Here is a 26,250-nt window from a genome sequence, read left to right as displayed (position 1 = left end):
GGCAGTGGCGACGGCCGGTGTCCTGGTGGTGGGCCTGCTGCCCGCCGGAGTGGCCACGGCGGCTCCGGCGGCGGGGCCGCAGGTGACGGCTCCCGCCGTTCCGCGCGACAAGCGGATCCCGTTCACCCATGCCACACCCAAGCGGCACTCCGCCCCCAAGCGGTTCAGGCACTTCGATCCCACCGGGCACGCGAAGCTGCCCGCGGCGGCCGACGCCGTGGTGACGCTGCCCGCCCTGGCTGCCCCCGCGGGCGTCAGGGCGCCGCAGGTGCGGGCCGGATCCACACCCGTCCTGCTCGGTGCCGCCGACGCTCAGCCGCGGTCGGCCGGCGTCGTCGGCTCGCAGCAGGTGCGGGTGTCGGTGCTGGACCAGAAGGCGGCCCGTGCCGCCGGTGTGCACGGCGTCCTGTTCACCCTGCACCGCACCTCTCCCGGCAGCGGCAGGATCGCGGTGCGGGTGGACGACTCGTCGTTCCGCTACGCCTTCGGTGGCGACTTCGCCTCCCGCCTGCACCTGGTCCAGCTTCCCGCCTGCGCGCTGACCACGCCGAAGCTGGCCGAGTGCCAGGCGCAGACCCCCGTGCGCACCAACCCCGGCACGCCGCTGTCCGCTCAGGTCACCGTGGGGGGCCCGGCGGCGGTGCTGCCGGGCGCCGCCGGCTTGTCGAGCTCGGCGACCGCCGCGTCCGGCGCGACGGTGGTCATGGCCGCGACCTCGGGCACCTCCGGCTCGTCGGGTGACTACTCGGCGACCAGCCTGTCGCCCGGCGGATCCTGGTCGACCTCGGGGAACACGGGCGCGTTCACCTACAGCTACCCGATCTCGGTGCCGCCCGCGATCGGCGGCGCGGTGCCCAACGTCGACCTCTCCTACAGCTCCTCCACCCAGGACGCGCGCACCGAGGGGACCAACAACCAGTCCTCTTGGCTGGGCGACGGCTGGGCCTCGACCGAGAACTACGTCGAGCGGACCTACAAGCCCTGCAAGGACGACTCGGCGTCCGGGGCACCGAAGAACGACGGCGACCAGTGCTGGGCGGGGCAGATCCTCACCCTGTCACTGAACGGCAAGTCCACCGACATCGTCTACGACGACACGACCAAGACCTTCCGCCCCGCCGACGACGACGCCGGCACCAGGATCGAGGACCTGACCGACGCCACGAACGGCACGGCGAACGGTGAGTACTTCAAGGTCACCGAGGGCGGAGTGCAGTACTTCTTCGGCCGCAACCGCCTGCCGGGATGGACCAGCGGCAAGGACGAGACCAAGTCCGTGTGGACCGAGCCGGTCTACCACGCGCACAGCGGCGTGTCCGACTGCCCGGACAGCACCGACTTCGCCGCCACCTCCTGCACGCTCGGCTACCGGTTCAACCTGGACTACGTCGTCGACACCCACGGCAACGCCACCGCCTGGTACTACTCGCCGGAAACGGGCTACTACGGCGCGGACATGAAGGACACCGCGGTGTCGTACGTCCGCGGCGGCACCCTGTCCCGGATCGACTACGGCATGACGTCCTCGACGATCTACTCGGGCACCGCCCCGGAGCAGGTCCTCTTCGCCACCGCCGAGCGCTGCATCCCCGGCACCCCGTCCGGCAACACCTGCGCGGACAGCCAGTTCACCGTGGCCAACGCCGCCTACTGGCCGGACGTCCCCGTGGATCTCAACTGCACCTCGGGCTCGACGAGCTGCACCAACCACGGCCCGAGCTTCTGGACGCGCAAGCGCCTGACCTCCATCACCACCCAGATCCAGGTGGGCGGTGCGACCAAGCAGGTCGACAAGTACAGCTTCGTCCAGTCCTTCCCCGACGGCGGCGACCACGCCCCCACTCTGTGGCTGGACTCCGTCCAGCACACCGGACTGGACACCCTGGGCGGTGCCTCGGGAAGCACCTCGACCCCGGCGGTGAGCTTCGACCCGCCGCTGCAGCTGCCCAACCGGGTCGGGACGATCCCGCAGATGCCGCTGATGTACCACGACCGGATCCAGACGGTCACCACGGAGACCGGCGCCCAGACGACCGTCAGCTACGACCGACCGGACTGCTCCAGCGCGCCGGCGAGCGACCCGAACGACCCCACCGACGCGGCGGCCAAGACCTTCGCCTCCACCAATACCCTGTCCTGCTTCCCGGTGTACTGGACGCCGGACGGTCAGCCGGCGCCGTGGATGGACTGGTTCTACAAGTACAAGGTCGGTTCGGTCGTCACCATCGACCCGAACAACTCCTACCAGGACGGCACCCAGCCCGAGCTGGAGACGGACTACGCCTACAAGGGCAATCCCGGCTGGCGCTACGACGACAACGAGCTCGTCAAGGCCAAGAACCGCACCTGGGGCCAGTTCCGCGGCTACCCGGAAGTGGACGTCACCACCGGTGACCCGAACGTCTTCCACCTCACCGACGGTGTCAAGGTCCACGACCAGAGGACGCTGACCAAGACGTACTACTTCCTGGGCATGAACGGCGACACCCTGCCCGGTGGCAAGACCCGCTCGGTGCCCGACCTGACCAGCCAGGACGGCGCCACCTCGGTCGCCGACGACAACGCCCTGGCGGGCCAGACCTTCGAGACCGACACCTACACGAGTGCCACGGGCAGCCTGGACAAGGCCGTCGTCAGCGTGCCCACGATCATCGGCCCCACGGCCAGCCGCAGCCGCAGCGGACTGCCCGACCTGACGGCGCTGATGGTCCGCCCCGCCAAGACGCTGACGCGGCAGGCGGTCTCGTACGGCTGGCGCAGGACAGAGACCGACACCTTCTACAACACGACCCTGGGCAAGTCGACGACCGGTATGCCGGTGCAGGTCGACGACCGGGGCGAGAGTGCCGACAGCGACAACGTCGGCAAGTGCACCTACACCCGCTACCTCACCGGCACTCCGGCCACCCTGGTGCTGCCCGCCGAGACCATCACCACGGCTCAGGACTGTTCCGCCGCCGGTGCGACCCCCGGCGGCACCCTGATCTCCGACTCCAGGACGTCGTACGACACCAACGCCTTCGCCTACGACGGCGACGGGCAGCAGAACCCCGCCCTGCCCAAGACCGGTGACGTCACCCTCGTCCAGCAGGCGTCGGCCGCGAGCGGCGCCGCGGCGACCGCCTTCGTCGACGAGGCCGCCACCCGGTACGACTCCTACGGCCGCGCCACAAAGGTCACCCGGACCCCCAAGTCCACCTCGCCGGACGGCAAGAGCCTCGCCCAGACCGTCTTCACCTCCTACACGCCGGCCACCGGGGCGCTTCCCACCGGCAGCACCACCATCACCCAGGTCACGCCCGGTGTGGACTGCTCCGCCGTCACCGCCTCGTCCAAGGACTGCCAGTTGGCCGGCAACACCCTGGACCCGGCACGGGCCGTGCCCGTCTCCAAGACGGACCCGGCCGGCCTGCTCACCTCTCTCACCTACGACGCCCTCGGCCGGCAGACCGGAGTGTGGCTGCCCAACGAGATCAAGGCCAACAGCGCGCCGGCGAACATGACCTACAGCTACACCCTGTCCCAGTCGGCACCGTCGGTCGTCGCCTCCAACACGCTCCTGGACGACGGCAGTTACAAGACCAGCGAGACGCTGTACGACGCGATGCTGCGCCCGCTGCAGGTCCAGGCGACCGCGGAGAACTCCAGCACCACCGTCTCGGACACCCAGTACGACTCGCACGGGTGGACGGTCGCCACCAACAACGCGTACAACGTGGGCGGCAGCCCCGGCAGCAAGCTGGTCTCGGTCTCCCAGGTCTCCATCCCCGACACCACCGTCACCGACTACGACGGACAGGGCCGCGCCGACCTGGTCACCGAGGAACACGACGGAGCCAGGACCCGGTCCACCGCCACCGCCACCACCGGAGACCGGACCACCGTCGTGCCGCCCAAGGGCGGCGTGGCCACCACCACGGTCGTCAACGCCCGGGGCCAGACCACCGAACTCGACCAGTACACCGCCCCGCCCGGTCTGACCGGGACCGCGGCGACCGGCTTCACCGCCACCGGCGGCACCACCTCGGCCACCACTTACGGCTACGACACCGCCGGACGGCAGAACCGGATCACCGGCCCCGACAAGACGGTGTGGAAGACCGACCACGACCTGCTCGGGCGCAAGAAGTCCCAGACCGACCCGGACGCGGGCAGCAGCAGCTACGGCTACGACGACGCCGGCAACCTGATCTCCGCCACCGACGCCAAGCAGGTCGAACTCGACTACACCTACGACCTCCTGGGCCGCAAGCTCACCGCCACCGACCACGCGAAGTCCGACTTCCAGTTCGCCTCCTGGACCTACGACACCCTGCGCATCGGCCTGCCGACCTCCTCCACGCGCTACGTCCAGGGCGTGACCGGCGGCTACACCGTCGCCACCACCGGCTACACCACCCTCGGCAAACCGACCGGCACCAGAATCACCCTGCCCGCGTCGGAGGCACCGCTGCCGTCGACGTACACCACCACGCTCACCTACACCACGCGCGACCAGCTGCCGGCGACGCAGACCGACCCGCGTACCCAGGGCCTGAACAGCGAGGTCATCACCTACGGCCGTGACACGCTGGGCAACCCGCTGAAGACGAGCAGCAGCGCCAACATCTACGTCGCCGCGTCCGTCTACACGAACTACGGCGAACCGTCGAGGCTGACGTTCGGAGCGTCCACCAACCCAGCCTGGGCCACGTACTCCTACGACGACCAGACCCGACGGCTGAGCGAGCGCCTCGTCGAGCGGACCCAGGCTCCGGGCCCCGCGGTCGACGACACCAAGTACACCTACGATGCCTCCGGCAACCCGACCTCCGCCACCGACCAGCAGTCGGAGACCGGCAACACCATCACCGACCAGCAGTGCTACGGCTACGACGCGCTGGACCGGCTGACCGACGCCTGGACCGCCAACGACAACTGCGCCGCAAACCCGCCGACCTCCAACAGCCTTGCCACGACGGCCGGCTCCTACTGGCAGTCCTTCAGCTACGACACCATCGGCAACCGCCACCAGAGCGTCGACCACGCCATCGGCGGTTCCGGCACCACGGCCACCACCACCTACACCGACGGCTGCACGGCGGCCTGCAACCGCACCGGCGCCCAGCCCCACACCCTCACCGCCACCACCGGCGGCACCAACCCGACCGGCTTCACCTACGACGAAGACGGCAACCTGCACACTCGTACCCCCACCACCGGCCCCGGCCAGACCCTGACCTGGGACGACGAAAGCCATCTCGCCCAGGTGGACACCACGGGTGCAAGTCCCACGACCACCAAGTACCTCTACGACGCGGACGGCAACCAGCTCATCCGCCGCGACCCCGGTCAGACCACCCTCTTCGCGGGCGACACCCAGATCGTCGTCGACACCACTGCCACACCGAACGTCCTGCTTGGCGCCGTCCGCACCTACAGTCACGGCGGCACCGGAATGCCCGTGGCCGTACGCTCCAGCCTCCCGGGCGGTGGGCTGAAGTACCTGTTCAGCGACCCGCACGGCACGGCCACCCTGGCGATGGACGCCACCACTCAGCAGGTCGCCCGAGAGGAGTACACCCCCTACGGCCAGCAGCGCACCGGCGCCAACACCACTGCCTGGCCCGACCCCACTCACTCCTACCTCGGCAAACCCCAGGACAAGAGCACCGGCTACACCGACGTCGGAGCCCGTAAGTACGACCCGGCGCTGGGCAGCTTCATCAGCGTCGACCCGGTGCTGGAGGCCACCAACCCACAGGAACTGGGCGGCTACACCTACGCAGCCGACAACCCCGTCGCCTCCGCCGACCCGACCGGTCTGGAGTCGTGCTACCCGCACTTCTGTTCCGGCAGCAACGGCACGTACGGAACGTACAAGTCGCACAACGACCCCGCGTCACCGGACTACGACGGCACGAGCTACGACGCGCCGGGGGACGAAGGCTATCTGCCGCCGATGAAGCTCCTGAAGACCTGGAACTCGGCGCATCCCGTGCCCACCGTCAACATGATGGTCAACTACGGGACCTACCGTCCGGACCTCTCCCCGGTGCGGAACGTCGAGCTCTACTTCCGGGAGCGCTGCACCGGTGAGGACCTGTTGTGGACCAGTTCCTGCCAGGGATTCCAGCACTTCTACCACAACTGGACGGACATCAAGCACGTCCCGAGCAACCCCTGCGAGGCCGTGAGCCTGTGCCAGTCACTCGGTGACCTGGCTGCCGGAGTCGCCATGCAGGCAGCGGTGGAGGGCGTTCCCTTCTGCAGTTTCGACCCGAAGACACCCGTCCTGATGGCCGGCCGGAAGACGAAACCGATCGGCAGGATCAAACCCGGTGACCGGGTGGAGAGCGCGGACCCGGCCAACGGGAAGCACCGTGGCTCCCGCAAGGTGACCGCTCGGCTGGTCCACCGCGACGACGACCTGGTCGACGTCACGATCCGCGGCACCGACGGCCATCGGACGACCCTCCACACCACCTCACGCCACCCGTTCTGGGACGCCACCCTTCACGCCTGGATCCCGGCCGGTCGAATCAAGCCGGGGCATGCCCTCGTCACCCCCACCGGTGGCCACCTGCGCATCGACGCCGTCACCGTGCGCCCCGGGGCCGCGGAGATGTACAACCTCACCGTCCAGGAACTTCACACGTACTACGTGATGGCCGGCGGAACTCCGGTGCTGGTGCACAACTCGTGCGGCATCTCCGAGCACGCGGACGAGTGTTACTGCAACTGGGGAGAGCCGGCCGTGCCCCGTGGCGAGGCCGGCGGCGAGGCGGTCGCCTCGGAGAGCGAGGCGGCCTGGGACGCGGTCGCCCGGGGAGAGGTTCCCGACGAGACCGTCGGCGCCGACGGTTTCACGCGCCATGCCGTGCAGCGTCTGCAGCAACGCGGCGTCTCCGAGGAGGACGCCCAGGCCGTGCTGGAGAGAACGCCCTTCTCCTACAAGCATGATGACCAGTACAAGATCGGCTACTATGACCCGGATTCGAAGATATTCGTCGCCAAGACCGTCGACGGCAACGTCAACACGGTCATGACCAACGTCGATCAGGCCTACATCAACCGTCTCCGGGAAGCGAAGTGACCATGGCGGACGTCAGGGTGACCTACGACGGGCAGGCGAATGCGGCGTACATCTCCTTCGCCGAACCGGGATCGGAGCCTGCGGTCGCGCGCATGTATCCCTGCGATCCCGTTGAGGTGGGCGGCATGATCAACCTCGACTTCGACGAGGACGGCCGACTGATCGGTGTGGAGGTGCTGGCGGCTCGTTCGAAGGTGCCCCAGTACCTGCTCGACCACGCGAAGCGGCTCGACACGGACGCCGGATGAACGACTGACGACCGGCCTGAAGACGGTGCCGTCGTCCCTCGCCGTCCCTGCGGCCACGCAGGTCGGAGGGGGGCGGCGGCACCCGTCGTTCTTCAGATGCCCCTGGCCTCCGCGGCGCCCTCGACACCCGGGCTGTTCTGCGTGACGACCGTGCGCCTGGTGAAGTCCAGTCCCTTCGACGTGCCCCACGGTCACGACCGAGTTGACTTCCGGGGCCGCCGTGACGTCAGTCGTCCGCCAGGAACTCCGACGTCGAGAAGGCGACCGCCGGCTTCGCCGTCAGGAGGCCCTTCTTCCTGCCGGGATAGACGGCGACCATGTCCTTCGTCTCGCCCCGGTACGTCCGCACGGCGAGGTCCGCCCTGCCGTCCCCGTCCCAGTCACCGACGCCCAGCACCTGGGTGGTGCCCCGGGGCGGTGGCTCCACGGTCACCGTGCCTGCCGTGGACAGCCCCGTCGTACGGCCTCGGAAGACCCGAAGTCCCGAGCCGCTGGAGACGAGTTCGCTCAGGCCGTCGCCGTCGAAGTCGGCGGCGTCGAGCAGGGAGCCGGGGGAGCGGAGGGTGCCGCGGCAGGCGGCCGGGAGGTCGTACCGCAGCAACGTCTCGTCCAGGGTGCCGACCGCCGCGTCGAGGGCGGCGCCCCTGCCGAAGCGGCCGAGGGCGACGTCGAGGCCCACGGGCAGGACCGTGCCGGTGCGGGTGGGGCCGGCGGGGCCGCCGAGGACGACGGACGCCCTGCTCGCGCCCTCCGCCGCACGGACCACCAGATCGTCGTAGCCGTCGCGGTCGACGTCGGCCGCGGGGCCGGTGGGCACCTCGCCCGGTGACGGGAGGGGGGCGCCGGCCGCGCGGGGGGTGCCCTTGCGGCCGAACGGGCCGCGCAGATAGCTCAGTCGCTCCCCGGACGCGTGCAGGACCAGGTCCTGGGCGCCGTCGCCGTCGAAGTCGCCGCACACCGGCTGGTCGGGCCAGTCGTTGCCGAAGCGGGCGACGGCGGGGACGGTGAGTTTCACGGCGCGGGTCAGGCCGCGGGGGGAGCCGAAGAGGATCTGGAGGGGTACCGGGGGGCGGCCCTGGCCGTCGTAGGGCGGATCGGTCGAGACGATCAGGTCGGTGAAGCCGTCCCTGTCGAGGTCGCAGCTCGCCTCCGCGTCGAAGACGTTGGGCAGTCGGCCCTTGGTGCGGGCCGCGTACCTGGCGGGGCTGAGCAACTGCCGCGCCCCCGGGGTGAGTCCGCGCGCGCTGCCGTAGACGACGCCGATGCCCGCGTCGTCGGCGTGGCTCTGGGCCTTCACGAGTGTGTCGAGTACGAGGTCGCGGTGGCCGTCGCCGTTGAAGTCGTCGGGGGTTTTGCTGCCCTTGCCGTGGGGGATCGGCAGCTCGGCCGGGCCGTGCGCGATCCGGGCGGGGGTGGGGCGGGCCGCTCCGGTGTCCCCGCCGGGGCCGCAGGCGGCGAGCAGAAGGCTGCCGCAGAGGGCCGCCGCCGTACACATTCCGCCTCTACGCACGCGCACCGTCCACCTCGTCAGCACCGTCGACAACGCCTGGGCAATGATGCATGTGTTCGAGGTGGCGTGACAGCCCCGGGCCGCGCCATACGGGTGAAGTGTGCCGGCGCAGCCCTGTGCGGGGTGCGGCCACCGGCCGGGCGTCCTTGACTGGGAGTCGGTATCCGTCGGTCCCACAGGGGAGAAGACATGGCAGGCCGTCTGACGAAGAGGATCACCCGGTGTTGTGCGGTTGTGCTGCTGACGGCCTGCGTCGGGGCCGGCACGACCAGCTGTTCCGACAACTCGGGGACGCCGTCGACCAGCCACAGCAAAGCGGCCTCAGCCGCCTCCTCGGTGGCCTCGGCGGTCTCCTCCGCCGTGCCGTCCCTGGCCTCGCAGGGCGCCTCCGCGCTGGCGTCGGCCTCGGCTGAGGCCAAGCGGCGCCTGGACGAGGTGAAGAACGCGATCAACGCCAAGGACGACGTGCATCTGGGTGCCCCGGCCCCGGATGCCGAGGGGCGAAGCACCGTAGCGGTGAGTGCGCACAACAGCGCGGACTCGGCGAAGTCGTTCCTGGTCCAGATCGACTTCCGTGACGAGGGGGGCAATCTCCTGGACACCACCGTGGTGACGCTCAGCGATGTCGGGGCGGGGAAGGACGGCAAGGCCACCGCTCGCAGCAACCGCAAGCTGTCCGGCCCCGTCCGCGCCGAAGTCGCCAGGGCCCTGCGCTACTAGGCACGGCATGCCGTGCGTCGCCGGACGCGCCATCACGCGCGAGCGCCTTGTCAGAACACTGACGTTCTGGCTCCGTCCCGCCTTCGCCCTGCGGGTCGTCAACCGCTTCCAGAAGATCGTGGGCTTCGACCGCTCCATCGCCCTCGCCTCGAGCGCCCTGACCGCACTCGTCCCCCTCGCCATCCTCACCGGCGCCGTCCTGAGCGGCGTCGTGCACTACGACGCGGCGGAGCGCATCGTCAACCGTTACCACCTCACCGGTAGCGGCGCCGAAGCCGTGCACATGCTCCTCGACCCGCCGGAGGGCGCCAGTGCGAGCGTGGGCCTGCTCGGTGTGGTCTTCCTGACGATCTCGACGCTGAGCTTCGCCCGAGCCGTTCAGCGCCTGTTCGAACAGGCCTGGGAACTCAAACCCCTCAGCGTGCGCAACACACGCAACGACCTGCTGTGGATCGTCGGACTCGGCGCCTACGCGGCGGTCCTCGGCTGGATCCAGGCGATGCTCGGCGGGGGCCGGCTCGGTCTGGCGGCGGCGTTGTCCGAGGCGCCGGTCACCGCTGTCTTCCTCGCCTGGAGCGGCCGCATCCTGTCCGGCAAACGGATCGGCCCGTCGAAGCTGATCCCCTTCGGGATCATCGCGGCGGTACTGACGGCGGCCTACTCGGTGGGCGCGAACGTGTACCTGCCGAGGCTGTTCAACTCCTACGCCGCCCGGTACGGAGCGGTCGGCGCCGTCTTCGCGATGATCTCAGCGCTGTTCGCGGCGATGCTGGTGATCGTGGCCTCCGCAGCGCTGGGACGGGAGATGCACGACGAACTCACCCGGATCCGCGCGGGGAGCCGGCCGTCGGATCATGAGATCCGCCGCCAGTGGGACAGCATCCTCGATCAAGCGCGTATGCGCTGGCGCACCGCGCGCGAACAGGTCACACACCACCGCCCCAAGGACTGAGCCGCGCCAGGGGCCTGCGTGTGATGCCGGTGGGGTCCTTGCGGCAGGATACGGGTATGAGCGTCGTCAAGATCAACGTACTGACCGTGCCCGCCGAGCAGCGCGAGGTGCTGGAGAAGCGGTTCGCCTCGCGGGCCCACGCCGTGGAGAACTCGGACGGCTTCGAGTGGTTCGAGCTGCTGCGGCCGGTCGAGGGGACCGACCAGTACCTGGTGTACACGCGGTGGCGTGACGAGGCGTCCTTCCAGGCCTGGATGGAGGGGCCGATGAAGTCCGCCCACCAGGGCGGCGGCGAGGGCGCCGAGCGCCCCAAGCCGGCGGCCTCCGGCTCGACGCTGTGGTCGTTCGACGTGGTGCAGTCGGCGGGGCCCAAGGGCGTGTAGGCCCGCACAGGGCGGCGCCCCCTGCCTCGTAGGAGACAGGGGGCGCCGTCGAGTGCGTACGGACTACTTGACCGGCTCCGGCTCCGGTGCGCTCTCCGACGCCTGCTCGCCTGCCGGGTCCACCGGGGTCTTGACCGACTCCAGCAGCAGTTGGGCCACGTCCACCACCTGGATGGACTCCTTGGCCTTGCCGTCGTTCTTCTTGCCGTTCACCGAGTCCGTGAGCATGACCAGGCAGAACGGGCAGGCCGTCGAGACGATGTCCGGGTTGAGCGAAAGAGCCTCGTCGACGCGCTCGTTGTTGATGCGCTTGCCGATCCGCTCCTCCATCCACATCCGGGCGCCGCCGGCGCCGCAGCAGAAGCCGCGCTCCTTGTGGCGGTGCATCTCCTCGTTGCGCAGGCCCGGGACGTTCGCGATGATCTCGCGCGGGGGCGTGTAGATCTTGTTGTGGCGGCCCAGGTAGCAGGGGTCGTGGTACGTGATGATGCCCTCGACCGGGGTGACCGGGACCAGCTTGCCCTCGTCGACCAAGTGCTGCAGCAGCTGGGTGTGGTGGATGACCTCGTAGTCGCCGCCGAGCTGCGGGTACTCGTTGCCGATGGTGTTGAGGCAGTGCGGGCAGGTGGCGACGATCTTCTTCGCCGACTTGGGCTTGGCGGACTCCGGGACCACTTTGCCGTCGTCGTCCAGCTCCTCGCCGAACGCCATGTTCAGCGCCATGACGTTCTCCATGCCGAGCTCCTGGAACAGGGGCTCGTTGCCGAGACGGCGGGCCGAGTCACCGGTGCACTTCTCGTCGCCGCCCATGATCGCGAACTTGACGCCCGCGATGTGGAGGAGTTCCGCGAACGCCTTGGTGGTCTTCTTGGCGCGGTCCTCCAGCGAGCCCGCGCAGCCGACCCAGTACAGGTACTCGACCTCGGTGAGGTCCTCGATGTCCTGACCGACGACCGGGACCTCGAACTCGACCTCCTTGAGCCACTCCAGGCGCTGCTTCTTGGCCAGGCCCCAGGGGTTGCCCTTCTTCTCCAGGTTCTTGAGCATCGTGCCCGCCTCGGACGGGAACGCGGACTCGATCATCACCTGGTAGCGGCGCATGTCGACGATGTGGTCGATGTGCTCGATGTCCACCGGGCACTGCTCGACGCAGGCACCGCAGGTGGTGCAGGACCACAGGACGTCCGGGTCGATGACGCCGTTCTCCTCGGCGGTGCCGATCAGCGGTCGCTCGGCCTCCGCGAGGGCCGCGGCCGGGACGTCCTTCAGCTGCTCCTCGGACGCCTTCTCCTCGCCCTCCATGGACTTGCCGCCACCCGCGAGCAGGTAGGGCGCCTTGGCGTGCGCGTGGTCGCGCAGGGACATGATCAGGAGCTTGGGGGAGAGCGGCTTGCCCGTGTTCCAGGCGGGGCACTGCGACTGGCAGCGGCCGCACTCCGTGCAGGTGGAGAAGTCCAGCAGGCCCTTCCAGGAGAACTGCTCGACCTGGGAGACGCCGAAGACGTCGTCGTCACCGGGGTCGGTGAAGTCGATCGGCTTGCCGCCCGAGGTCATCGGCTGCAGGGCGCCCAGGGCCGTCGAGCCGTCCGCGTTGCGCTTGAACCAGATGTTCGGGAAGGCCAGGAAGCGGTGCCAGGCCACACCCATGTTGGTGTTCAGCGACACCACGATCATCCAGATGAACGAGGTGCTGATCTTGATCATCGCGACCAGGTAGATCAGGTTCTGCAGCGCGGAGACGCCGAGGCCCTTGAAGGCCAGGACCAGCGGGTACGACGCGAAGTACGACGCCTCGTAGCCCCCGACGTGGTGGATCGCACCCTCCAGGCCGCGCAGCACGTAGATCGCGAGGCCGATGGTGAGGATGACGTACTCGACGAAGTACGCCTGACCCGACTTGGAGCCCGCGAAGCGGGACTTGCGGCCGGGGCGGGAGGGCAGGTTCGACAGGCGGATCGCGATGAGGACGAGGATGCCGATCGTCGTCATCACGCCGATGAACTCGGTGTACATCTCGAACGGCAGGAAGTCGCCGATCACCGGCAGCGTCCAGTCGGCCTGGAAGAGCTGGCCGAAGGCCTGCGCCAGGGTCGGCGGCAGGGTCAGGAAGCCGACCGCCACGAACCAGTGGGCGAAGCCCACGATGCCCCAGCGGTTCATCCGCGTGTGGCCGAGGAACTCCCTGACAAGAGTCACGCTGCGCGCGTACGGGTTGTCGGTCCGAGTGCCGGCGGGCACCGGCTGGCCCAGTTTGAAGTACCGGACGAACTGACCGATGGCGCGTGCGAGCAGCGCAACGCCGACCACGGTCAGGACCAGCGACACGATGATCGCGGCGAGTTGCATTTGGGGGCTCCTCGGGACTGCGAGGGTCATTACTAAGCGGTAACTTATGTAGTCCGATTGAGACTACCCCCATCATCCGTCGCACTGTAACCGGGCGTGCGGTGATCTGCGTCGCTGAGGGTTGCCTTAAGGGGTCGCGACCAGGCCTGTGACGATGCGATCGTGTTATTCATGCCAAATTGGTACATTTGCGCCTAACTTAGACCCGTGCTATACGGGATCGCCGCCGCCACCACCGCCCTGCTGCTCGCCGCCGTGCTCACCGCACTGCTGCGGGTGCCCGCACTGCGCCTCGGGATCGTCGAGCGGAGACGGCAGCGGCAGCGGCCCGTGCCGCTGCTCGGCGGTCTGGCCGTGGTACTCGCCACCTGTGCGGTGGCGGTGGCCATGGACCGGAGCGGCGTCGCGCCCCTCGGTGCGGGGGTGGGGCGGCTGCTGGTCGCGGGCGGCGCCGTCGCCGCCCTCGGGCTCGTCGCGGACATCGGGCGGGTCAAGGCGCGGGTCCTCGTCGCCGGTACGGCAGTGGCGGCGGCCAGTGTGGTGCCGTACCAGGAGACCGGGGTGCCGGCCGGGCTGCTCGCCGTCGGCTGGATCGTCTTCGTCGCCATCGGGTTCAAGGCGCTCGACCACGCGGACGCGCTCGCGGGGACCGTCGGGGTGCTCACCGCCTTCGGGGTCGGGGCCTGCGCGGCGGCCGAGCTGATGGACGGGCTCGCGGTGCTGCTGAGCGTGCTGGCCGCCGCGCTGACCGGGTTCCTCATGCACAACTGGCCGCCCGCGCGCGTGGGGCTCGGCGCCTGCGGGTCGCTGTTCACGGGGTTCCTGCTCGCCGCGTCGGCCGTGTTCACCCGGGCGGGCTATGCGCTGGCGCCCAGTGCGGGAGTGCTGTTCTCGCTCACCGCCCTGGCGAGCGCCGACGTGCTCCTCGTGGTCCTGTCGCGGCGGCTGGCCGGGCGGCCGTTGCTGCGCGGCGGGCCCGACCATGTCGCCCACCGGCTGCGGCGGCTCGGGCTGACTCCGCAGGGGGCGACCGTGCTGCCCGGAATCGGGGCCTTCGCCGGAGTGTTCGTCGGGGTGCTGATGCACATCGGGTGGACCGCCCTGTCCGCCGTGTACTGGGTGGGAGCGGTGGCACTCGTCGTCGTACTCATGCTCCTTCGGGTGCCTGTGTACGGTCTCCGGCGGCCCGTACCCGCGCAATCGACGCAGGTCAGCGGCCCATTGCGTGTAAGGAACGGATAAGACTTGAGTCGGCCGGACTCAGGTCTGTTGACCCATCGCCGGGCGTCGTGCACACTTGAGTCCGTTCCACTCAAGTCAGCTGGAGGATTCACCATGGCACGTGCGGTCGGCATCGACCTGGGCACGACTAACTCCGTCGTCAGCGTTCTGGAGGGCGGCGAGCCCACCGTCATCACCAACGCCGAGGGTGCCCGGACCACGCCGTCCGTCGTCGCCTTCGCGAAGAACGGTGAGGTGCTCGTCGGCGAGGTCGCCAAGCGCCAGGCGGTCACGAACGTGGACCGGACCATCCGTTCCGTGAAGCGCCACATGGGCACGGACTGGAAGATCGAGCTCGACGGGAAGCCCTTCAACCCGCAGCAGATCTCCGCGTTCATCCTGCAGAAGCTGAAGCGGGACGCCGAGGCCTACCTGGGCGAGAAGGTGACCGACGCGGTCATCACCGTCCCGGCCTACTTCAACGACTCCGAGCGCCAGGCGACGAAGGAGGCCGGCGAGATCGCCGGTCTGAACGTCCTGCGCATCGTGAACGAGCCGACCGCGGCCGCGCTCGCGTACGGCCTCGACAAGGACGACCAGACGATCCTCGTCTTCGACCTCGGTGGCGGCACCTTCGACGTGTCCCTCCTGGAGATCGGTGACGGCGTCGTCGAGGTGAAGGCCACCAACGGCGACAACCACCTCGGTGGTGACGACTGGGACCAGCGCATCGTCGACTACCTGGTCAAGCAGTTCGCCGGCGGTCACGGCGTGGACCTCGGCAAGGACAAGATGGCCCTGCAGCGTCTGCGTGAGGCCGCCGAGAAGGCCAAGATCGAGCTGTCCTCGTCCACCGAGACCTCGATCAACCTGCCCTACATCACGGCGTCCGCCGAGGGCCCGCTGCACCTGGACGAGAAGCTCACCCGGGCGCAGTTCCAGCAGCTGACGGCCGACCTGCTGGAGCGCTGCAAGACGCCGTTCCACAACGTCATCAAGGACGCCGGCATCTCCATCAACGAGATCGACCACGTCGTCCTCGTCGGCGGTTCCACCCGTATGCCCGCCGTCGCCGAGCTCGTCCGCGAGCTGACCGGCGGCAAGGACGCCAACAAGGGCGTCAACCCGGACGAGGTCGTCGCCATCGGCGCCGCCCTGCAGGCCGGTGTCCTCAAGGGTGAGGTCAAGGACGTCCTGCTCCTCGACGTGACCCCGCTGTCCCTCGGCATCGAGACCAAGGGCGGCATCATGACCAAGCTCATCGAGCGGAACACGACGATCCCGACCAAGCGGTCCGAGATCTTCACCACCGCCGAGGACAACCAGCCCTCCGTGCAGATCCAGGTCTACCAGGGCGAGCGCGAGATCGCGGCGTACAACAAGAAGCTCGGCATGTTCGAGCTGACCGGTCTGCCGCCGGCCCCGCGCGGTGTCCCGCAGATCGAGGTCGCCTTCGACATCGACGCCAACGGCATCATGCACGTGACCGCGAAGGACCTGGGCACGGGCAAGGAGCAGAAGATGACCGTCACCGGCGGCTCCTCGCTGCCGAAGGACGAGGTCGACCGGATGCGCCAGGAGGCCGAGAAGTACGCGGAGGAGGACCACGCCCGCCGCGAGGCCGCCGAGACCCGCAACCAGGGCGAGCAGCTCGTCTACCAGACGGAGAAGTTCCTCAAGGACAACGAGGACAAGGTCCCCGGCGAGATCAAGACCGAGGTCGAGGCCTCCGTCGAGGAGCTGAAGGCCGCGCTCAAGGGCGAGGACACCGCCGAGATCCGCACCGCCACCGAGAAGGTCGCGGCCGTCTCGCAGAAGCTGGGCCAGGCCATGTACGCCGACGCCCAGGCCTCGCAGGCCGCCGCCGGCGGTGCCGCGGGCGCCGAGGCCCCGAAGGCCGACGACGACGTGGTGGACGCCGAGATCGTGGACGACGAGCGCAAGGACGGTGCCGCGTGACGGAGGAGACCCCGGGCTTCGACGAGAAGCCCGACGTCCCCTCCGGCGCCACCCCCGACGACGCCGAGCCGCAGGCCGCCTCCCCCTCCTCGGGGGAGGGGGCGGCCCCGGCCGGGGACGCAGCACAGGTTGCCGGTCTGACGGCCCAGCTGGACCAGGTGCGCACGGCGCTCGGTGAGCGCACGGCGGACCTCCAGCGGCTCCAGGCCGAGTACCAGAACTACCGCCGCCGGGTGGAGCGGGACCGGATCACGGTCAAGGAGATCGCCATCGCGAACCTCCTGACCGAGCTCCTGCCCGTGCTCGACGACATCGGCCGCGCCCGGGACCACGGCGAACTCGTCGGCGGATTCAAGTCCGTCGCGGAGTCGCTGGAGACCGTCGCGGCGAAGATGGGGCTGCAGCAGTTCGGCAAGGAGGGCGAGCCCTTCGACCCGACGATCCACGAGGCCCTGATGCACTCGTACGCGCCGGACGTCACGGAGACGACGTGCGTGGCGATTCTGCAGCCCGGGTATCGCTTCGGCGAGCGCACCATCCGCCCCGCGCGGGTGGCCGTCGCCGAGCCCCAGCCGGGGGCGCAGACCGTCAAGGCGGACTCCCAGGATTCCGCGGAGACGGCCGACGACAAGGAGAGCGGTGGCCCGGACGAGGGCTGAGCTTGAACCGGTCGCAGCACCGACCGCTGTATCGATGAGAGAGGAGGGGCGTCGGGGATGAGCACCAAGGACTTCATCGAGAAGGACTACTACAAGGTCCTCGGCGTCCCCAAGGACGCCACCGAGGCCGAGATCAAGAAGGCCTACCGGAAGCTCGCCCGCGAGAACCACCCGGACGCCAACAAGGGCAACGCCAAGGCGGAGGAGCGCTTCAAGGAGATCTCCGAGGCGAACGACGTACTCGGCGACCCCAAGAAGCGCAAGGAGTACGACGAGGCCCGCGCCCTCTTCGGCAACGGCGGCTTCCGCCCCGGTCCGGGCGGCGCAGGCGGCTCCTTCAACTTCGACCTGGGCGACCTCTTCGGAGGCGGCGCCCAGGGCGGGGGTTCCGGAGGCTTCGGCGGCGGAATCGGTGACGTCTTCGGGGGCCTTTTCAACCGGGGCGGCTCCGGGACCACCCGGGTGCAGCCCAGGCGCGGCCAGGACATCGACACCGAGGTCAGCCTCAGCTTCACCGAGGCGATCGAGGGGGCGACGGTCCCGCTGCGCATGTCCTCGCAGGCGCCCTGCAAGGCCTGTTCGGGCACCGGCGACGCGAACGGCAACCCGCGGGTGTGCCCGACGTGTGTCGGCACCGGCCAGGTCGCGCGGGGTTCCGGCGGCGGGTTCTCGCTCACCGACCCCTGCCCGGACTGCAAGGGCCGCGGTCTGATCGCGGAGAACCCATGCGAGGTCTGCAAGGGCTCGGGCCGCGCCAAGTCCTCGCGCACCATGCAGGTCCGCATCCCCGCCGGGGTGTCGGACGGCCAGCGCATCCGGCTGCGCGGCAAGGGCGCACCCGGCGAGCGGGGCGGCCCGGCGGGCGACCTGTACGTCACGGTGCATGTCGACGCGCACCCCGTGTTCGGCCGCAAGGGCGACAACCTCACCGTCACCGTCCCGGTGACGTTCGCGGAGGCGGCGCTCGGCGGCGAGGTCAGGGTCCCCACCCTGGGCGGCCCGCCCGTCACCCTGAAGCTGCCCCCGGGCACGCCCAACGGCCGCACCATGCGCGCCCGCGGCAAGGGCGCGGTCCGCAAGGACGGCACCCGCGGCGACCTCCTGGTCACCGTAGAGGTGAGTGTTCCGGCGGATCTGACGGGGAAGGCTCGTGACGCACTCGAGGCGTATCGCGAGGCGACCGCGGGCGAGGACCCGCGGGCGGAGCTGTTCAAGGCCGCGAAGGGAGCATGACCAGATGGACGGCCGTCGACGCAACCCGTACGAGCTGACCGAGGAAACCCCGGTCTACGTCATCTCGGTGGCGGCCCAGCTCTCCGGCCTGCACCCGCAGACCCTGCGCCAGTACGACCGCCTCGGCCTGGTCTCGCCCGACCGCACGCCCGGCCGGGGCCGGCGCTACTCGGCCCGCGACATCGAACTGCTGCGCACGGTGCAGCAGTTGTCGCAGGACGAGGGCATCAACCTGGCCGGCATCAAGCGCATCATCGAACTGGAGAACCAGGTCGCCGCGCTCCAGCAGCGCGTCGCCGAGCTCCAGTCGGCGGTCGAGGGCGCGGCGGCGGCGATGCAGCAGCGCGAGGCGGCGGTGCATGCGTCGTACCGCCGCGATCTGGTCCCGTACCAGGAGGTGCAGCAGACCAGCGCGCTGGTGGTGTGGCGGCCCAAGCGGCAGCAGGACTGACGTACATGCGTGACAGGGGCCCGGAGGTCGAACCTCCGGGCCCCTTCGCGCGTCGTCACCGTCCGGCGGACGCCGGAGTTGTCCCTCGGGAGGTCGGAGGCAAGACGACGGCGGTCGGGGGTCTGGCTGAGTTCATTCGGTCCTCTGGTCGGGACGGGAACGGCTGATGCAAGCCGCCGTGATCACGACTCGCGAGGAATGGGGTTGGTTGTACGGATCTTTGCCCGCCGATTGCCTGCGGTTGCATGGAGAGTCCGTAAAGGACCTTTGGAGGCGTTTCCGCCATGTCTTTACATGGTCGGCGGAGTGTTGCGTTGCGCACTCGTTAAGTAGTTGCGCTTGACGCCTGGGGGCCGCTCCGCGTTGGCTTTTCAGTCACCTGGGTCGCAAGTTGCGCCCGCGTCCGGAAGACACCAGAAGTGAGCTCCTCCATGCGTTCCACGCGTCGTACCGCCATCGCCGTGGCAGCGTCCACGATGACTCTGTCGCTCTCCTCCTGCGGCGTGCTGAACGTGTCGGGGGACAGCAGTTCGGCGAGCCCCACGAAGGGCAACGACGTCACCGTGGGGCTGCTGCTGCCGGAGACGGCCAACACCCGGTACGAGGACTTCGACTACCCCATCATCAAGAAGCAGGTCGCCTCGCTCACCAAGCAGCAGGGCAAGGTCGACTACCAGAACGCCGGCCAGAACGCGGCCAAGCAGGCGGCCCAGATGCAGAAGATGATCGACGACAAGGTCGACATCATCCTGCTGGACGCCGTGGACTCGCACGCCATCGCCGGTGAGGTGAAGAAGGCGAAGGACGCAGGTATCCCGGTCATCGCCTACGACCGGCTGGCCGAGGGCCCGATCGACGCGTACATCTCCTTCGACAACGAGCTCGTCGGCGAGGTCCAGGGCCGCACCCTGCTGGAGGCGCTGGGCAGCAATGTCGACACCTCCGACAAGATCGTCATGATGAACGGCTCGCCCACCGACCCGAACGCCAAGCAGTTCAAGGCGGGCGCCCTGTCGGAGCTCAACGGCAAGGTGACGATCGCCAAGTCGTACGACACCAAGGACTGGGACCCGAAGAACGCCCAGGCCAACATGAAGGCGGCCATCGAGGCGATCGGCAAGAACAACATCGCCGCCGTCTACTCCGCCAACGACGGCATGGCCGGCGGCATCGTCAAGGCCCTGGAGGACGCCGGCGTCACCAAGCTGCCGCCGCTCACCGGCCAGGACGCGCAGCTGGAGGCCGTGCAGCGGATCGTCTCGGGCGAGCAGTACATGAGTGTGTACAAGTCGTACCCGCAGGAGGCCGCGGCCGCCGCACAGATGGCGGTGGCCAAGGTGCAGGGCAAGGAGATCGAGTTCGACGCCCTCACCCAGGACACCGTCGACAGCCCCACCGACAAGGGCATCCCCGCGCAGCTCGTCACCGTGACCGCGCTGACGAGGAAGAACATCAAGTCGACGGTGGTCGCGGACGGCATCTACACGGTCTCGCAGATCTGCACGTCGAAGCTGGCCTCGGAGTGCTCGGCGATCGGTCTCAAGTAGCAGTTTTCAGGCCACCGGTACCGGCCGTCCGCCGGCCAGTACCGGCACCGCCTCCCGCGCCCGGCCCACCTCCCGCAGGTCGAGGTCCACACAGGTGAAGTCCGGTGCCGGGCCCAGCCGGGCGCGGATCTCGCCGAGCGGTGAGACGACCAGGCTGCCGCCGACGCCCGTGGGCGCCGCACCACCGTCCTCGGTCCCGCCCGGATCGGCCTGACCGCAGGCGACCACGAAGCTCGTGGAGTCCAGCGCCCGGGCGCGGGCCAGCAGCGTCCACTGGTCGAGCTTGCCCGGGCCCGCGCCCCAGGAGGCCGGCACGACCGTCAGCAGGGCGCCGCGCGTGGCGAGTTCGGTGAACAGGGCGGGGAAGCGGATGTCGTAGCAGGTGGCCACGCCGATCCGGACGCCGCCGACGTCCACGGTGAGCGGCTCCGTGCCGGGGGCGACCGTGTCGGACTCGCGGTGCCCGAACGCGTCGTAGAGGTGGATCTTGTCGTAGTGCCCGAGGAGCCCGTCCGGGCCGGCCACGAGCACCGTGTTGTGGACGCGGCCGTCGGCGGCCGGGGTGAACATCCCGGCCACGACGGTGAGTCCGGCGCCGGCGGCGAGCTCCCGCACCCGGGTCGCCCACGGGCCGTCCAGCGGCTCGGCGATGGGCCGCAGTGGTACGCCGAAGCGGCACATCGTCGCCTCCGGCAGCACCAGCAGCTCGGCCCGTGCGGCCGCGGCCCGGGCGACCTCCCGCTCCACGAGGCGGAGGTTCGCGCCGGGGTCCGCGGTGCTGGTGAGCTGGCCGAGCGCGACGCGCAGCGACGCGGGCGCGCTCACAGGGACTTGAGGACGGTCGTCAGGCGGTCCAGGCCCGCCACCAGGTGCTCGTGCCGGGCGGCCGAGTAGGCGATCCGCACATGGTCGGCGTAACGCCCCTGCTGGAGCGGGTCGTAGAAGGTGCCGACGGAGTAGACGATCCCGGCCTCCCGGGCCCGTTCGGCGAGCAGCTCGGCGGCCGGGAGGCCGCCGCTGACCTTCGCCCAGACGAAGAAGCCGCCTGCGGGGTCGTCGAACTCCAGCCGGTCGCCGGCCTCGCGCAGGCTGCGGACGGTGAGTTCGGCGCGTTCCCGGTAGATCTCCCTGCCGTGTGCGAGAAGCCGGTCGAACCAGCCGTCGCGGGCGAGCAGGGTGCGGGCGATGGCCTGGGAGAGGGTCGAGCTCTGGAAGTCGTAGCGCCGCCGCAGGTTGATGACGTGCGGGGCCAGCCACTCGGGGGCGATCAGCCAGCCCAGTCGCAGACCGGGGCCGAGCGTCTTGGCGAAGGTCTGCACGACCACCACCCGGTCGCTGTCGAGAGGGAAGTCGGGCTCGCTGCGGCCGTCGGGCGCGAAGTGCCGGTACGGGTTGTCGGACAGGACGAAGAAGCCGTATCGCTCGGCGAGTTCGACCAGCCGAAGACGCTTCCGGTACGGCAGCAGGCCGCCGGCCGGGTTGTGGAAGTCCGGGACCGTGTAGACGGCCTTGGGGCGCAGCCCGCCGCGCAGCCGCTCGGCGAGGACGTCGACGTCGAGGCCGTGCGGGCCCACCGGGACGGGGTGGATGTCGGCGCCGGTGTTCTCGATGATGCGGATCGTGTCGGGGAACACCGGGTCGTCCACGACGATCACGTCACCCGGCTCGGCGACCGCCTGGAGCGCGAGTGCCGTGCCGTGCAGCCCGCCGTTGGTGATCAGCACCCGGGAGGGGTCCACGCCCTCACGGGCGGCGATGAGCGAACGCAGCGCCGGATCACCGGCGTTCGGTCCGTACGCGAGCGCGGGCCCTCCGGTGTCGGGCCCGGCCAGCAGGGCGTTCGTCACCTCCCTGATCGCGTCCAGCGGCAGCGCCTCTACGGCGGGGGCACCACTGACCAGGTTCACGAAGTCCAGGCCGGGCTTGCGGGCGGGGACGGCGTAGGGGGAGGAGAGGGAGAGGGCGGCGATACGGGAGGAGATCAGGGTGGCGGGGGCGGGGGTGGTGAGTGCGGTGGTCATGCGGGGGTCCTTGTCTTTGCGGGCTCGTTGTGGCTGGTCGCGCTCCGCGGCGGAGCCGCATGTCGACACAGTCCCGCGCCCCCTCGGGGCGCTTGGGTGAACCGGAGGAGCTGGGGTGAGGGGACCAGGCCGAAGCCCGGCCCAGGGAGGGGTTCGGCGTGGTGGTGGGTGCGGTCGATCTTGTACGGCGGGGTCGTCAGGTTCGGTGGGAACCACTCGTCCTGGCGGCCGGACTCGACGGCGACGAGGCCGTCTACGTGGGCCGCCAGCAGTCGGCCGGCTGCCCACAGGGGGCCCACCTCGGCCACCTGCACACCGAGTTGGGCGCGCAGGCCCAGGGTGCGGGCGTGGCGCAGCATGCGCAGGCTCGCCAGCGGGCCGCCGCATTTGGAGACCCGGACGTTGACGTAGGTCGCCGCCGCGTGCCGGATCGCCTCGTCGAGGTCGGCGGGGACGACGGCCGACTCGTCCAGCATCACGGGGCAGCCGGCCTCCCGCTGGATGCGGTGCAGGGTGGCCCAGTCGCGGGGACGGGTGGGTTCCTCCAGCCAGTCGACCGTGTCCGCGAGGAGGGCGGCCGCTTCCAGGGCCTGCGCGGACGACCAGGCGCCGTTGGCGTCCACGGAGACGGTGGTGCGGGCCGGGTCGGTGAACTCCCTTGCGGCCAAGGCGAGTTCGTGGGTCGCCCTCGGGTCGGGCAGGCCCTTGACCTTGACGTGGGTCAGGCGGGCGCGTGCCTCGGCGGGCAGGGCGCCGAGCAGCTCCGCGGGCGTACGGCTCGCGTCGACGACCAGGGCGGAGGCGGGGACCCGCGGCTGAGCGCGCAGCACCTCCCCGCCCACCAGGGCGAGGGCGTCCGCCGCGTCCCGGCCGTGTGCGCGGCACCAGGCGTCCAGCAGGGCCGTCTCCAGGGCGGCCGCGGCGGCCGGAGCCGGGTGCCCCGGGGTGCCGAGGGCGGCGGGCAGGTCGAGGGCGGCCAGCTCCCGGACACCGGACGTGAAGGAGCCGGAGAACACCCCCTCCAGCTCCGGGAGCAGGGCGTGCCGCAAGGCGTGCACCGCCGATTCCAGGCTCTCCCCGGTGACGTACGTCCGCGGCGCCCCCTCCCCCCAGCCGGTCGCGCCCGCCAGGGTGCAGCGGACCAGGACCGAACGGGACGTACGGCGTGAGTGCGCCGCGTGGGTGAAGGGGCGGGCCATCGGGACCTCGGCGGTGAAGACCTCGACGGGGAACGGCAGACCGCTCATCGCGTGCTCCCGGTGGCCGTCTCGGCCAGCCAGTCCCAGTAGCGGTGGCGGGCCGACGAGAACTCGACGTAGTGACCCGAGTCCGTGAAGTCGACGGCGGCCGCGCGCCGGGTCAGGCCGGTCAGGACCTGCCAGGAGGTGTCCAGATCGATGATCGCGTCGTGCTGCGGACGCACGAAGTGCACCAAAGGCGCGGACGGATCGGCGTCCCAGGTGCCGCCGCGCATGTAGGCGTCCTCCAGCTGCACCATCACCGCCCGGGTGGACGCGGTGACCTGGCGGATCATCAGGATGTCGTTGGCCATGAAGTCCAGGTACGCCGTGACGTCCGTGTAGTCCGCGTCGGCCAGTGTCAGCGGCGCGGTGCTCAGGCCGCCCGCCGAGCGCAGGGCCGCCAGGGCCTCGCCGCTGCCGTGGCGGGAGCGCTGCTGGCCCAGCGCGGGCGCGCAGAACACCAGGCGGGCACCGGCGGTGTACCCCTCGGTGACCAGGGCCGCGAGGATGCTGCCGCCGAAGCTCTGGCCGACGACCGTCAGCGGCACGTCCGGCGTCTGCGCGCGCACCGTCGTGAGGGCCCGCGCGTAGTCGTCGAGAACCTGCGCGGCCGAGGGGAGGTGACCGCGGGGGCCGCCGCTGGTGCCGCTGCCGCGCCGGTCGAGGGCGAAGACGGCGAGGCCGCGCGCGGCGAGCTCGGGGCCGGTCTCGAAGAGCCAGCCGGCATGGCTCTGGATGCCGTGGACATAGAACACGGCGGCAGCGGGCGGCCGGTCGGGTGCCCAGTGGTGCAGGGCGAGTTCGGTGCCGTCGGAGGCGGTGAGGGCGAGCGTCGCGCGGTGGTGGGCACGCGCGGTCAGGGCGCTCATCGGACGGCACCGGCCTCGGCGGACGCGGGGCTGAGCCGGAGTCCGGGTTCCGTGCCGGCCCTGAGCAGCCCCCGCTCGGTCAGGGCGTCCAGGACCTCCCGGTCCCGTTGCAGCCAGTGGTGCTTGACCTGGTTGGAGGAGGTGCCGCGGGCGCGCAGCCGTTCCTCCGAGGCACGGGCGAACGCGCCCCACTCGGCGGCGACGACCTCGATCCGGCCGAGCCGGCGGGAGGCGCGCTTCTCGCCGTACTCGATGTTGATGCGGCGCAGCGCGGTGTCGATGTCCCGGGCGAAGGTCTCCAGGGCGGAGGCGCCCAGGTCGCCGGCCCCCTCGATGATCACGTGGTAGCGCGGCGGTGCGCCCCACACGGGCACGCAGGTGAACAGGGGGCGCCCGCCCAGGCCGCCGGGCAGGGAGGACACGACGGCCTCGTGGACCTGGGTCTCGGTGAGCTTCTCCCCGGTGAAGGAGGCACGGAAGCCGGCCCGGCCGGTGAACTCCAGGCGCGGGGTGGCGCCGTAGTGGCCGGCCACGCGGTAGACGTCACCGACGTCGTAACGCAGCAGGCCGTTGGCCTGGCTCATCACCAGGCGGTACTCCCGGCCGCTCTCCAGCTCGTCGAAGAGCACGGTCGCCGCGTCCGGGGCGAGCGAGTCGCTGCCCTCGGACGCCCGGGGGCCGTCCACGGGGACGAACTCGTAGACGCCCTGGCCTACGGCGAGCGGGCCGGCCGAGGCATGGCCGTCCACCGGGAGGGTGACGATGCCCTCGGTGCCGGTCGTGCTGAACGGCAGCCGCCGTACGCCGGGCAGGACCTCCGCCAGCCAGTCCCGGTACAGGGCGGCGGACGCGGAGTTCCAGGCGACCGCGAGGTCCAGGCGCGGCCACAGATCCGTAAGGCCGGGGGCGCCGCCGGTCGCTTCGAGGACGGCGGCCAGACGGTCGGCGGTCTCCCGGTCCGGGGTGACGGCGGGGTGCCGGCGGCCGCCCAGGGTGCCGTCCCGCAGGTCGGCCACCAGTCGCTCGCCGGATGCGGCCAGCGTCTCCGCCAGGCTGATGATCTTCGACGGGTTGAGGGCCACGACGGCCCGTACGTCGCTGCCCGCGAGCAGCCGCAGCTTGCGGTACAGGGCCGCCTCCCAGCCCTCGCCCGGGTCGGCGAGCAGCCACGGCTCGTCGTACCACGGCGGCAGCCAGTCGCGTGCACCGACCGCCGCGGGGCGGTTGGAGATGCTGTAGACGGGCTGCTCGCCGCCCGGCCCGGGGCGGCCCGGGGTGCGCTCCCAGGACAGGTCGAGGACCTGCGGGATGTGCGCGGCGGGCGCCGAGAGCGCGTCCGCCTGCGCGAGTGCCTCGAAATACAGGCCCCACTGCGCGTACAGGGCGGGTCCTCGGTAGTGGTCGCGCCAGTGCCGGGTGGTGGGGATGTGCTTGGGGGTGCCGCTGGAGCCGGAGGTCTTCAGGAAGGCGTACGGCCGGCTGCGGGTCAGGACCGCGGGCAGGCCCTGGCGGGCGCGACGGATGTACGGCTCGACGTCCTCGTACTGCTGGATCGGCACCGCCCGGCGCCACTCGTCCACCGTGCGGACGCGGTGCAGTGCGTGGGTGCGGCCGAACTCCGTGTCCGCGCACTGGTCGAGAATGTCCTCGAATACATTCCGGGCGGCGGGTTCAGGATGTGCAAATACTTTCCGCAGGCTTTGCAGGGCGTGCTGGGTGCGGAAACCGAACGCGTGGCACGAGCAAGGCGTGGGGGAAGGGATGGCCGAATTCACTGCGGGTGCGGCCAAGGCTGCCATGTTGGTCCTCTGGTCG

General features: G+C 70.4%; 18 protein-coding genes. 11 read left to right on the top strand and 7 right to left on the bottom strand.

Features of this window, described 5'->3' with window-relative positions; genetic code table 11:
• Window positions 1–4: 4 nt before the first annotated feature.
• Together ABD355_RS39970 and ABD355_RS39965 are read left to right on the top strand one after the other, a co-directional pair.
• Window positions 5–7,075 carry a polymorphic toxin-type HINT domain-containing protein gene (locus ABD355_RS39970; protein ID WP_344406070.1) on the top strand — a complete coding sequence of 2,357 codons (7,071 nt, stop codon included), beginning with the start codon at window positions 5–7 and terminating at the stop codon, window positions 7,073–7,075.
• Between the two features lie 2 nt (window positions 7,076–7,077).
• The gene (locus ABD355_RS39965; RefSeq protein WP_344406068.1) at window positions 7,078–7,323 is read left to right on the top strand and encodes a DUF2283 domain-containing protein; all 246 of its coding nucleotides are present in this window, start codon (window positions 7,078–7,080) and stop codon (window positions 7,321–7,323) included.
• Window positions 7,324–7,549: 226 nt separating this feature from the next.
• Here the strand turns inward: ABD355_RS39965 and ABD355_RS39960 are convergent, their stop codons facing one another.
• Entirely contained in the window at window positions 7,550–8,818 is a 1,269-nt protein-coding gene (locus ABD355_RS39960; protein ID WP_344406133.1) for an FG-GAP repeat domain-containing protein, read from the bottom strand.
• A 204-nt stretch (window positions 8,819–9,022) separates the two neighbouring features.
• On the opposite strand from ABD355_RS39960, the gene ABD355_RS39955 reads away from it, so the two are divergent.
• Genes ABD355_RS39955 through ABD355_RS39945 form a run of 3 tightly spaced genes read left to right on the top strand, consistent with a single transcriptional unit; the run spans window position 9,023 to window position 10,888 of the window.
• Entirely contained in the window at window positions 9,023–9,553 is a 531-nt protein-coding gene (locus ABD355_RS39955) for a hypothetical protein (RefSeq protein ID WP_344406067.1), read from the top strand.
• A 7-nt stretch (window positions 9,554–9,560) separates the two neighbouring features.
• On the top strand, window positions 9,561–10,505 hold the full coding sequence (locus ABD355_RS39950; RefSeq protein ID WP_344406066.1) for a YhjD/YihY/BrkB family envelope integrity protein: 945 nt from the start codon (window positions 9,561–9,563) through the stop codon (window positions 10,503–10,505).
• A 56-nt stretch (window positions 10,506–10,561) separates the two neighbouring features.
• A complete protein-coding gene (locus ABD355_RS39945; protein ID WP_344406065.1) occupies window positions 10,562–10,888 on the top strand; it encodes an antibiotic biosynthesis monooxygenase family protein in 327 nt (108 codons plus the stop codon).
• Window positions 10,889–10,951: 63 nt separating this feature from the next.
• Here ABD355_RS39945 and ABD355_RS39940 read toward each other — a convergent pair whose 3' ends face one another.
• Window positions 10,952–13,234 (bottom strand): (Fe-S)-binding protein, encoded by a 2,283-nt coding sequence (locus ABD355_RS39940; protein ID WP_344406064.1) that lies wholly within the window; start codon window positions 13,232–13,234, stop codon window positions 10,952–10,954.
• Window positions 13,235–13,441: 207 nt separating this feature from the next.
• On the opposite strand from ABD355_RS39940, the gene ABD355_RS39935 reads away from it, so the two are divergent.
• The 6 genes from ABD355_RS39935 (at window position 13,442) to ABD355_RS39910 (ending at window position 20,304) form a co-directional block, all read left to right on the top strand.
• Window positions 13,442–14,476 (top strand): MraY family glycosyltransferase, encoded by a 1,035-nt coding sequence (locus ABD355_RS39935; protein WP_344406063.1) that lies wholly within the window; start codon window positions 13,442–13,444, stop codon window positions 14,474–14,476.
• A 93-nt stretch (window positions 14,477–14,569) separates the two neighbouring features.
• The gene (gene dnaK, locus ABD355_RS39930) at window positions 14,570–16,414 is read left to right on the top strand and encodes a molecular chaperone DnaK (protein WP_344406061.1); all 1,845 of its coding nucleotides are present in this window, start codon (window positions 14,570–14,572) and stop codon (window positions 16,412–16,414) included.
• Window positions 16,411–17,073, top strand: coding sequence for a nucleotide exchange factor GrpE (grpE, locus tag ABD355_RS39925; protein WP_344406060.1), 663 nt, complete (start codon window positions 16,411–16,413; stop codon window positions 17,071–17,073). The genes dnaK and grpE overlap by 4 nt, the downstream gene beginning before the upstream one ends.
• A 57-nt stretch (window positions 17,074–17,130) precedes the next feature.
• Window positions 17,131–18,306: a molecular chaperone DnaJ gene (gene dnaJ / locus ABD355_RS39920; RefSeq protein WP_344406059.1), complete on the top strand. Its 1,176-nt coding sequence runs from the start codon at window positions 17,131–17,133 to the stop codon at window positions 18,304–18,306.
• Window positions 18,307–18,310: 4 nt separating this feature from the next.
• A complete protein-coding gene (locus ABD355_RS39915) occupies window positions 18,311–18,757 on the top strand; it encodes a heat shock protein transcriptional repressor HspR (protein WP_344406058.1) in 447 nt (148 codons plus the stop codon).
• A 431-nt stretch (window positions 18,758–19,188) separates the two neighbouring features.
• The gene (locus ABD355_RS39910) at window positions 19,189–20,304 is read left to right on the top strand and encodes a sugar ABC transporter substrate-binding protein (protein ID WP_344406057.1); all 1,116 of its coding nucleotides are present in this window, start codon (window positions 19,189–19,191) and stop codon (window positions 20,302–20,304) included.
• 6 nt (window positions 20,305–20,310) lie between these two features.
• On the opposite strand, the gene ABD355_RS39905 is transcribed toward ABD355_RS39910, so the two are convergent.
• The 5 genes from ABD355_RS39905 to ABD355_RS39885 are packed head-to-tail and all read right to left on the bottom strand — an operon-like array spanning window position 20,311 to window position 26,234.
• Entirely contained in the window at window positions 20,311–21,111 is an 801-nt protein-coding gene (locus ABD355_RS39905; protein WP_344406132.1) for a carbon-nitrogen hydrolase family protein, read from the bottom strand.
• A 14-nt stretch (window positions 21,112–21,125) separates the two neighbouring features.
• Window positions 21,126–22,325 (bottom strand): aminotransferase-like domain-containing protein, encoded by a 1,200-nt coding sequence (locus tag ABD355_RS39900; protein WP_344406056.1) that lies wholly within the window; start codon window positions 22,323–22,325, stop codon window positions 21,126–21,128.
• Window positions 22,322–23,572 (bottom strand): enolase C-terminal domain-like protein, encoded by a 1,251-nt coding sequence (locus ABD355_RS39895; RefSeq protein WP_344406054.1) that lies wholly within the window; start codon window positions 23,570–23,572, stop codon window positions 22,322–22,324. The genes ABD355_RS39900 and ABD355_RS39895 overlap by 4 nt, the downstream gene beginning before the upstream one ends.
• On the bottom strand, window positions 23,569–24,435 hold the full coding sequence (locus ABD355_RS39890; protein WP_344406052.1) for an alpha/beta hydrolase: 867 nt from the start codon (window positions 24,433–24,435) through the stop codon (window positions 23,569–23,571). Before ABD355_RS39890 ends, ABD355_RS39895 begins: the two co-directional genes overlap by 4 nt.
• Window positions 24,432–26,234: a GH3 auxin-responsive promoter family protein gene (locus ABD355_RS39885; RefSeq protein ID WP_425585841.1), complete on the bottom strand. Its 1,803-nt coding sequence runs from the start codon at window positions 26,232–26,234 to the stop codon at window positions 24,432–24,434. The genes ABD355_RS39890 and ABD355_RS39885 overlap by 4 nt, the downstream gene beginning before the upstream one ends.
• Window positions 26,235–26,250 lie beyond the last annotated feature (16 nt).

It is taken from the genome of Streptomyces longisporus (genome assembly GCF_039532765.1).
Classification (GTDB): domain Bacteria; phylum Actinomycetota; class Actinomycetes; order Streptomycetales; family Streptomycetaceae; genus Streptomyces; species Streptomyces longisporus.
Note: the sequence above shows the minus strand (reverse complement) of the source record. Positions and strands in the feature narration are given on the sequence as shown.

Coding starts and splice junctions, on each gene's coding strand:
- ABD355_RS39965 (WP_344406068.1), top strand. CDS start 7,078: ATGGCGGACGTCAGGGTGACCTACGACGGGCAGGCGAATGCGGCGTAC.
- ABD355_RS39960 (WP_344406133.1), bottom strand. CDS start 8,818: ATGTGTACGGCGGCGGCCCTCTGCGGCAGCCTTCTGCTCGCCGCCTGC.
- ABD355_RS39955 (WP_344406067.1), top strand. CDS start 9,023: ATGGCAGGCCGTCTGACGAAGAGGATCACCCGGTGTTGTGCGGTTGTG.
- ABD355_RS39950 (WP_344406066.1), top strand. CDS start 9,561: ATGCCGTGCGTCGCCGGACGCGCCATCACGCGCGAGCGCCTTGTCAGA.
- ABD355_RS39945 (WP_344406065.1), top strand. CDS start 10,562: ATGAGCGTCGTCAAGATCAACGTACTGACCGTGCCCGCCGAGCAGCGC.
- ABD355_RS39940 (WP_344406064.1), bottom strand. CDS start 13,234: ATGCAACTCGCCGCGATCATCGTGTCGCTGGTCCTGACCGTGGTCGGC.
- dnaK (WP_344406061.1), top strand. CDS start 14,570: ATGGCACGTGCGGTCGGCATCGACCTGGGCACGACTAACTCCGTCGTC.
- dnaJ (WP_344406059.1), top strand. CDS start 17,131: ATGAGCACCAAGGACTTCATCGAGAAGGACTACTACAAGGTCCTCGGC.
- ABD355_RS39915 (WP_344406058.1), top strand. CDS start 18,311: ATGGACGGCCGTCGACGCAACCCGTACGAGCTGACCGAGGAAACCCCG.
- ABD355_RS39910 (WP_344406057.1), top strand. CDS start 19,189: ATGCGTTCCACGCGTCGTACCGCCATCGCCGTGGCAGCGTCCACGATG.
- ABD355_RS39900 (WP_344406056.1), bottom strand. CDS start 22,325: ATGACCACCGCACTCACCACCCCCGCCCCCGCCACCCTGATCTCCTCC.
- ABD355_RS39895 (WP_344406054.1), bottom strand. CDS start 23,572: ATGAGCGGTCTGCCGTTCCCCGTCGAGGTCTTCACCGCCGAGGTCCCG.
- ABD355_RS39890 (WP_344406052.1), bottom strand. CDS start 24,435: ATGAGCGCCCTGACCGCGCGTGCCCACCACCGCGCGACGCTCGCCCTC.
- ABD355_RS39885 (WP_425585841.1), bottom strand. CDS start 26,234: ATGGCAGCCTTGGCCGCACCCGCAGTGAATTCGGCCATCCCTTCCCCC.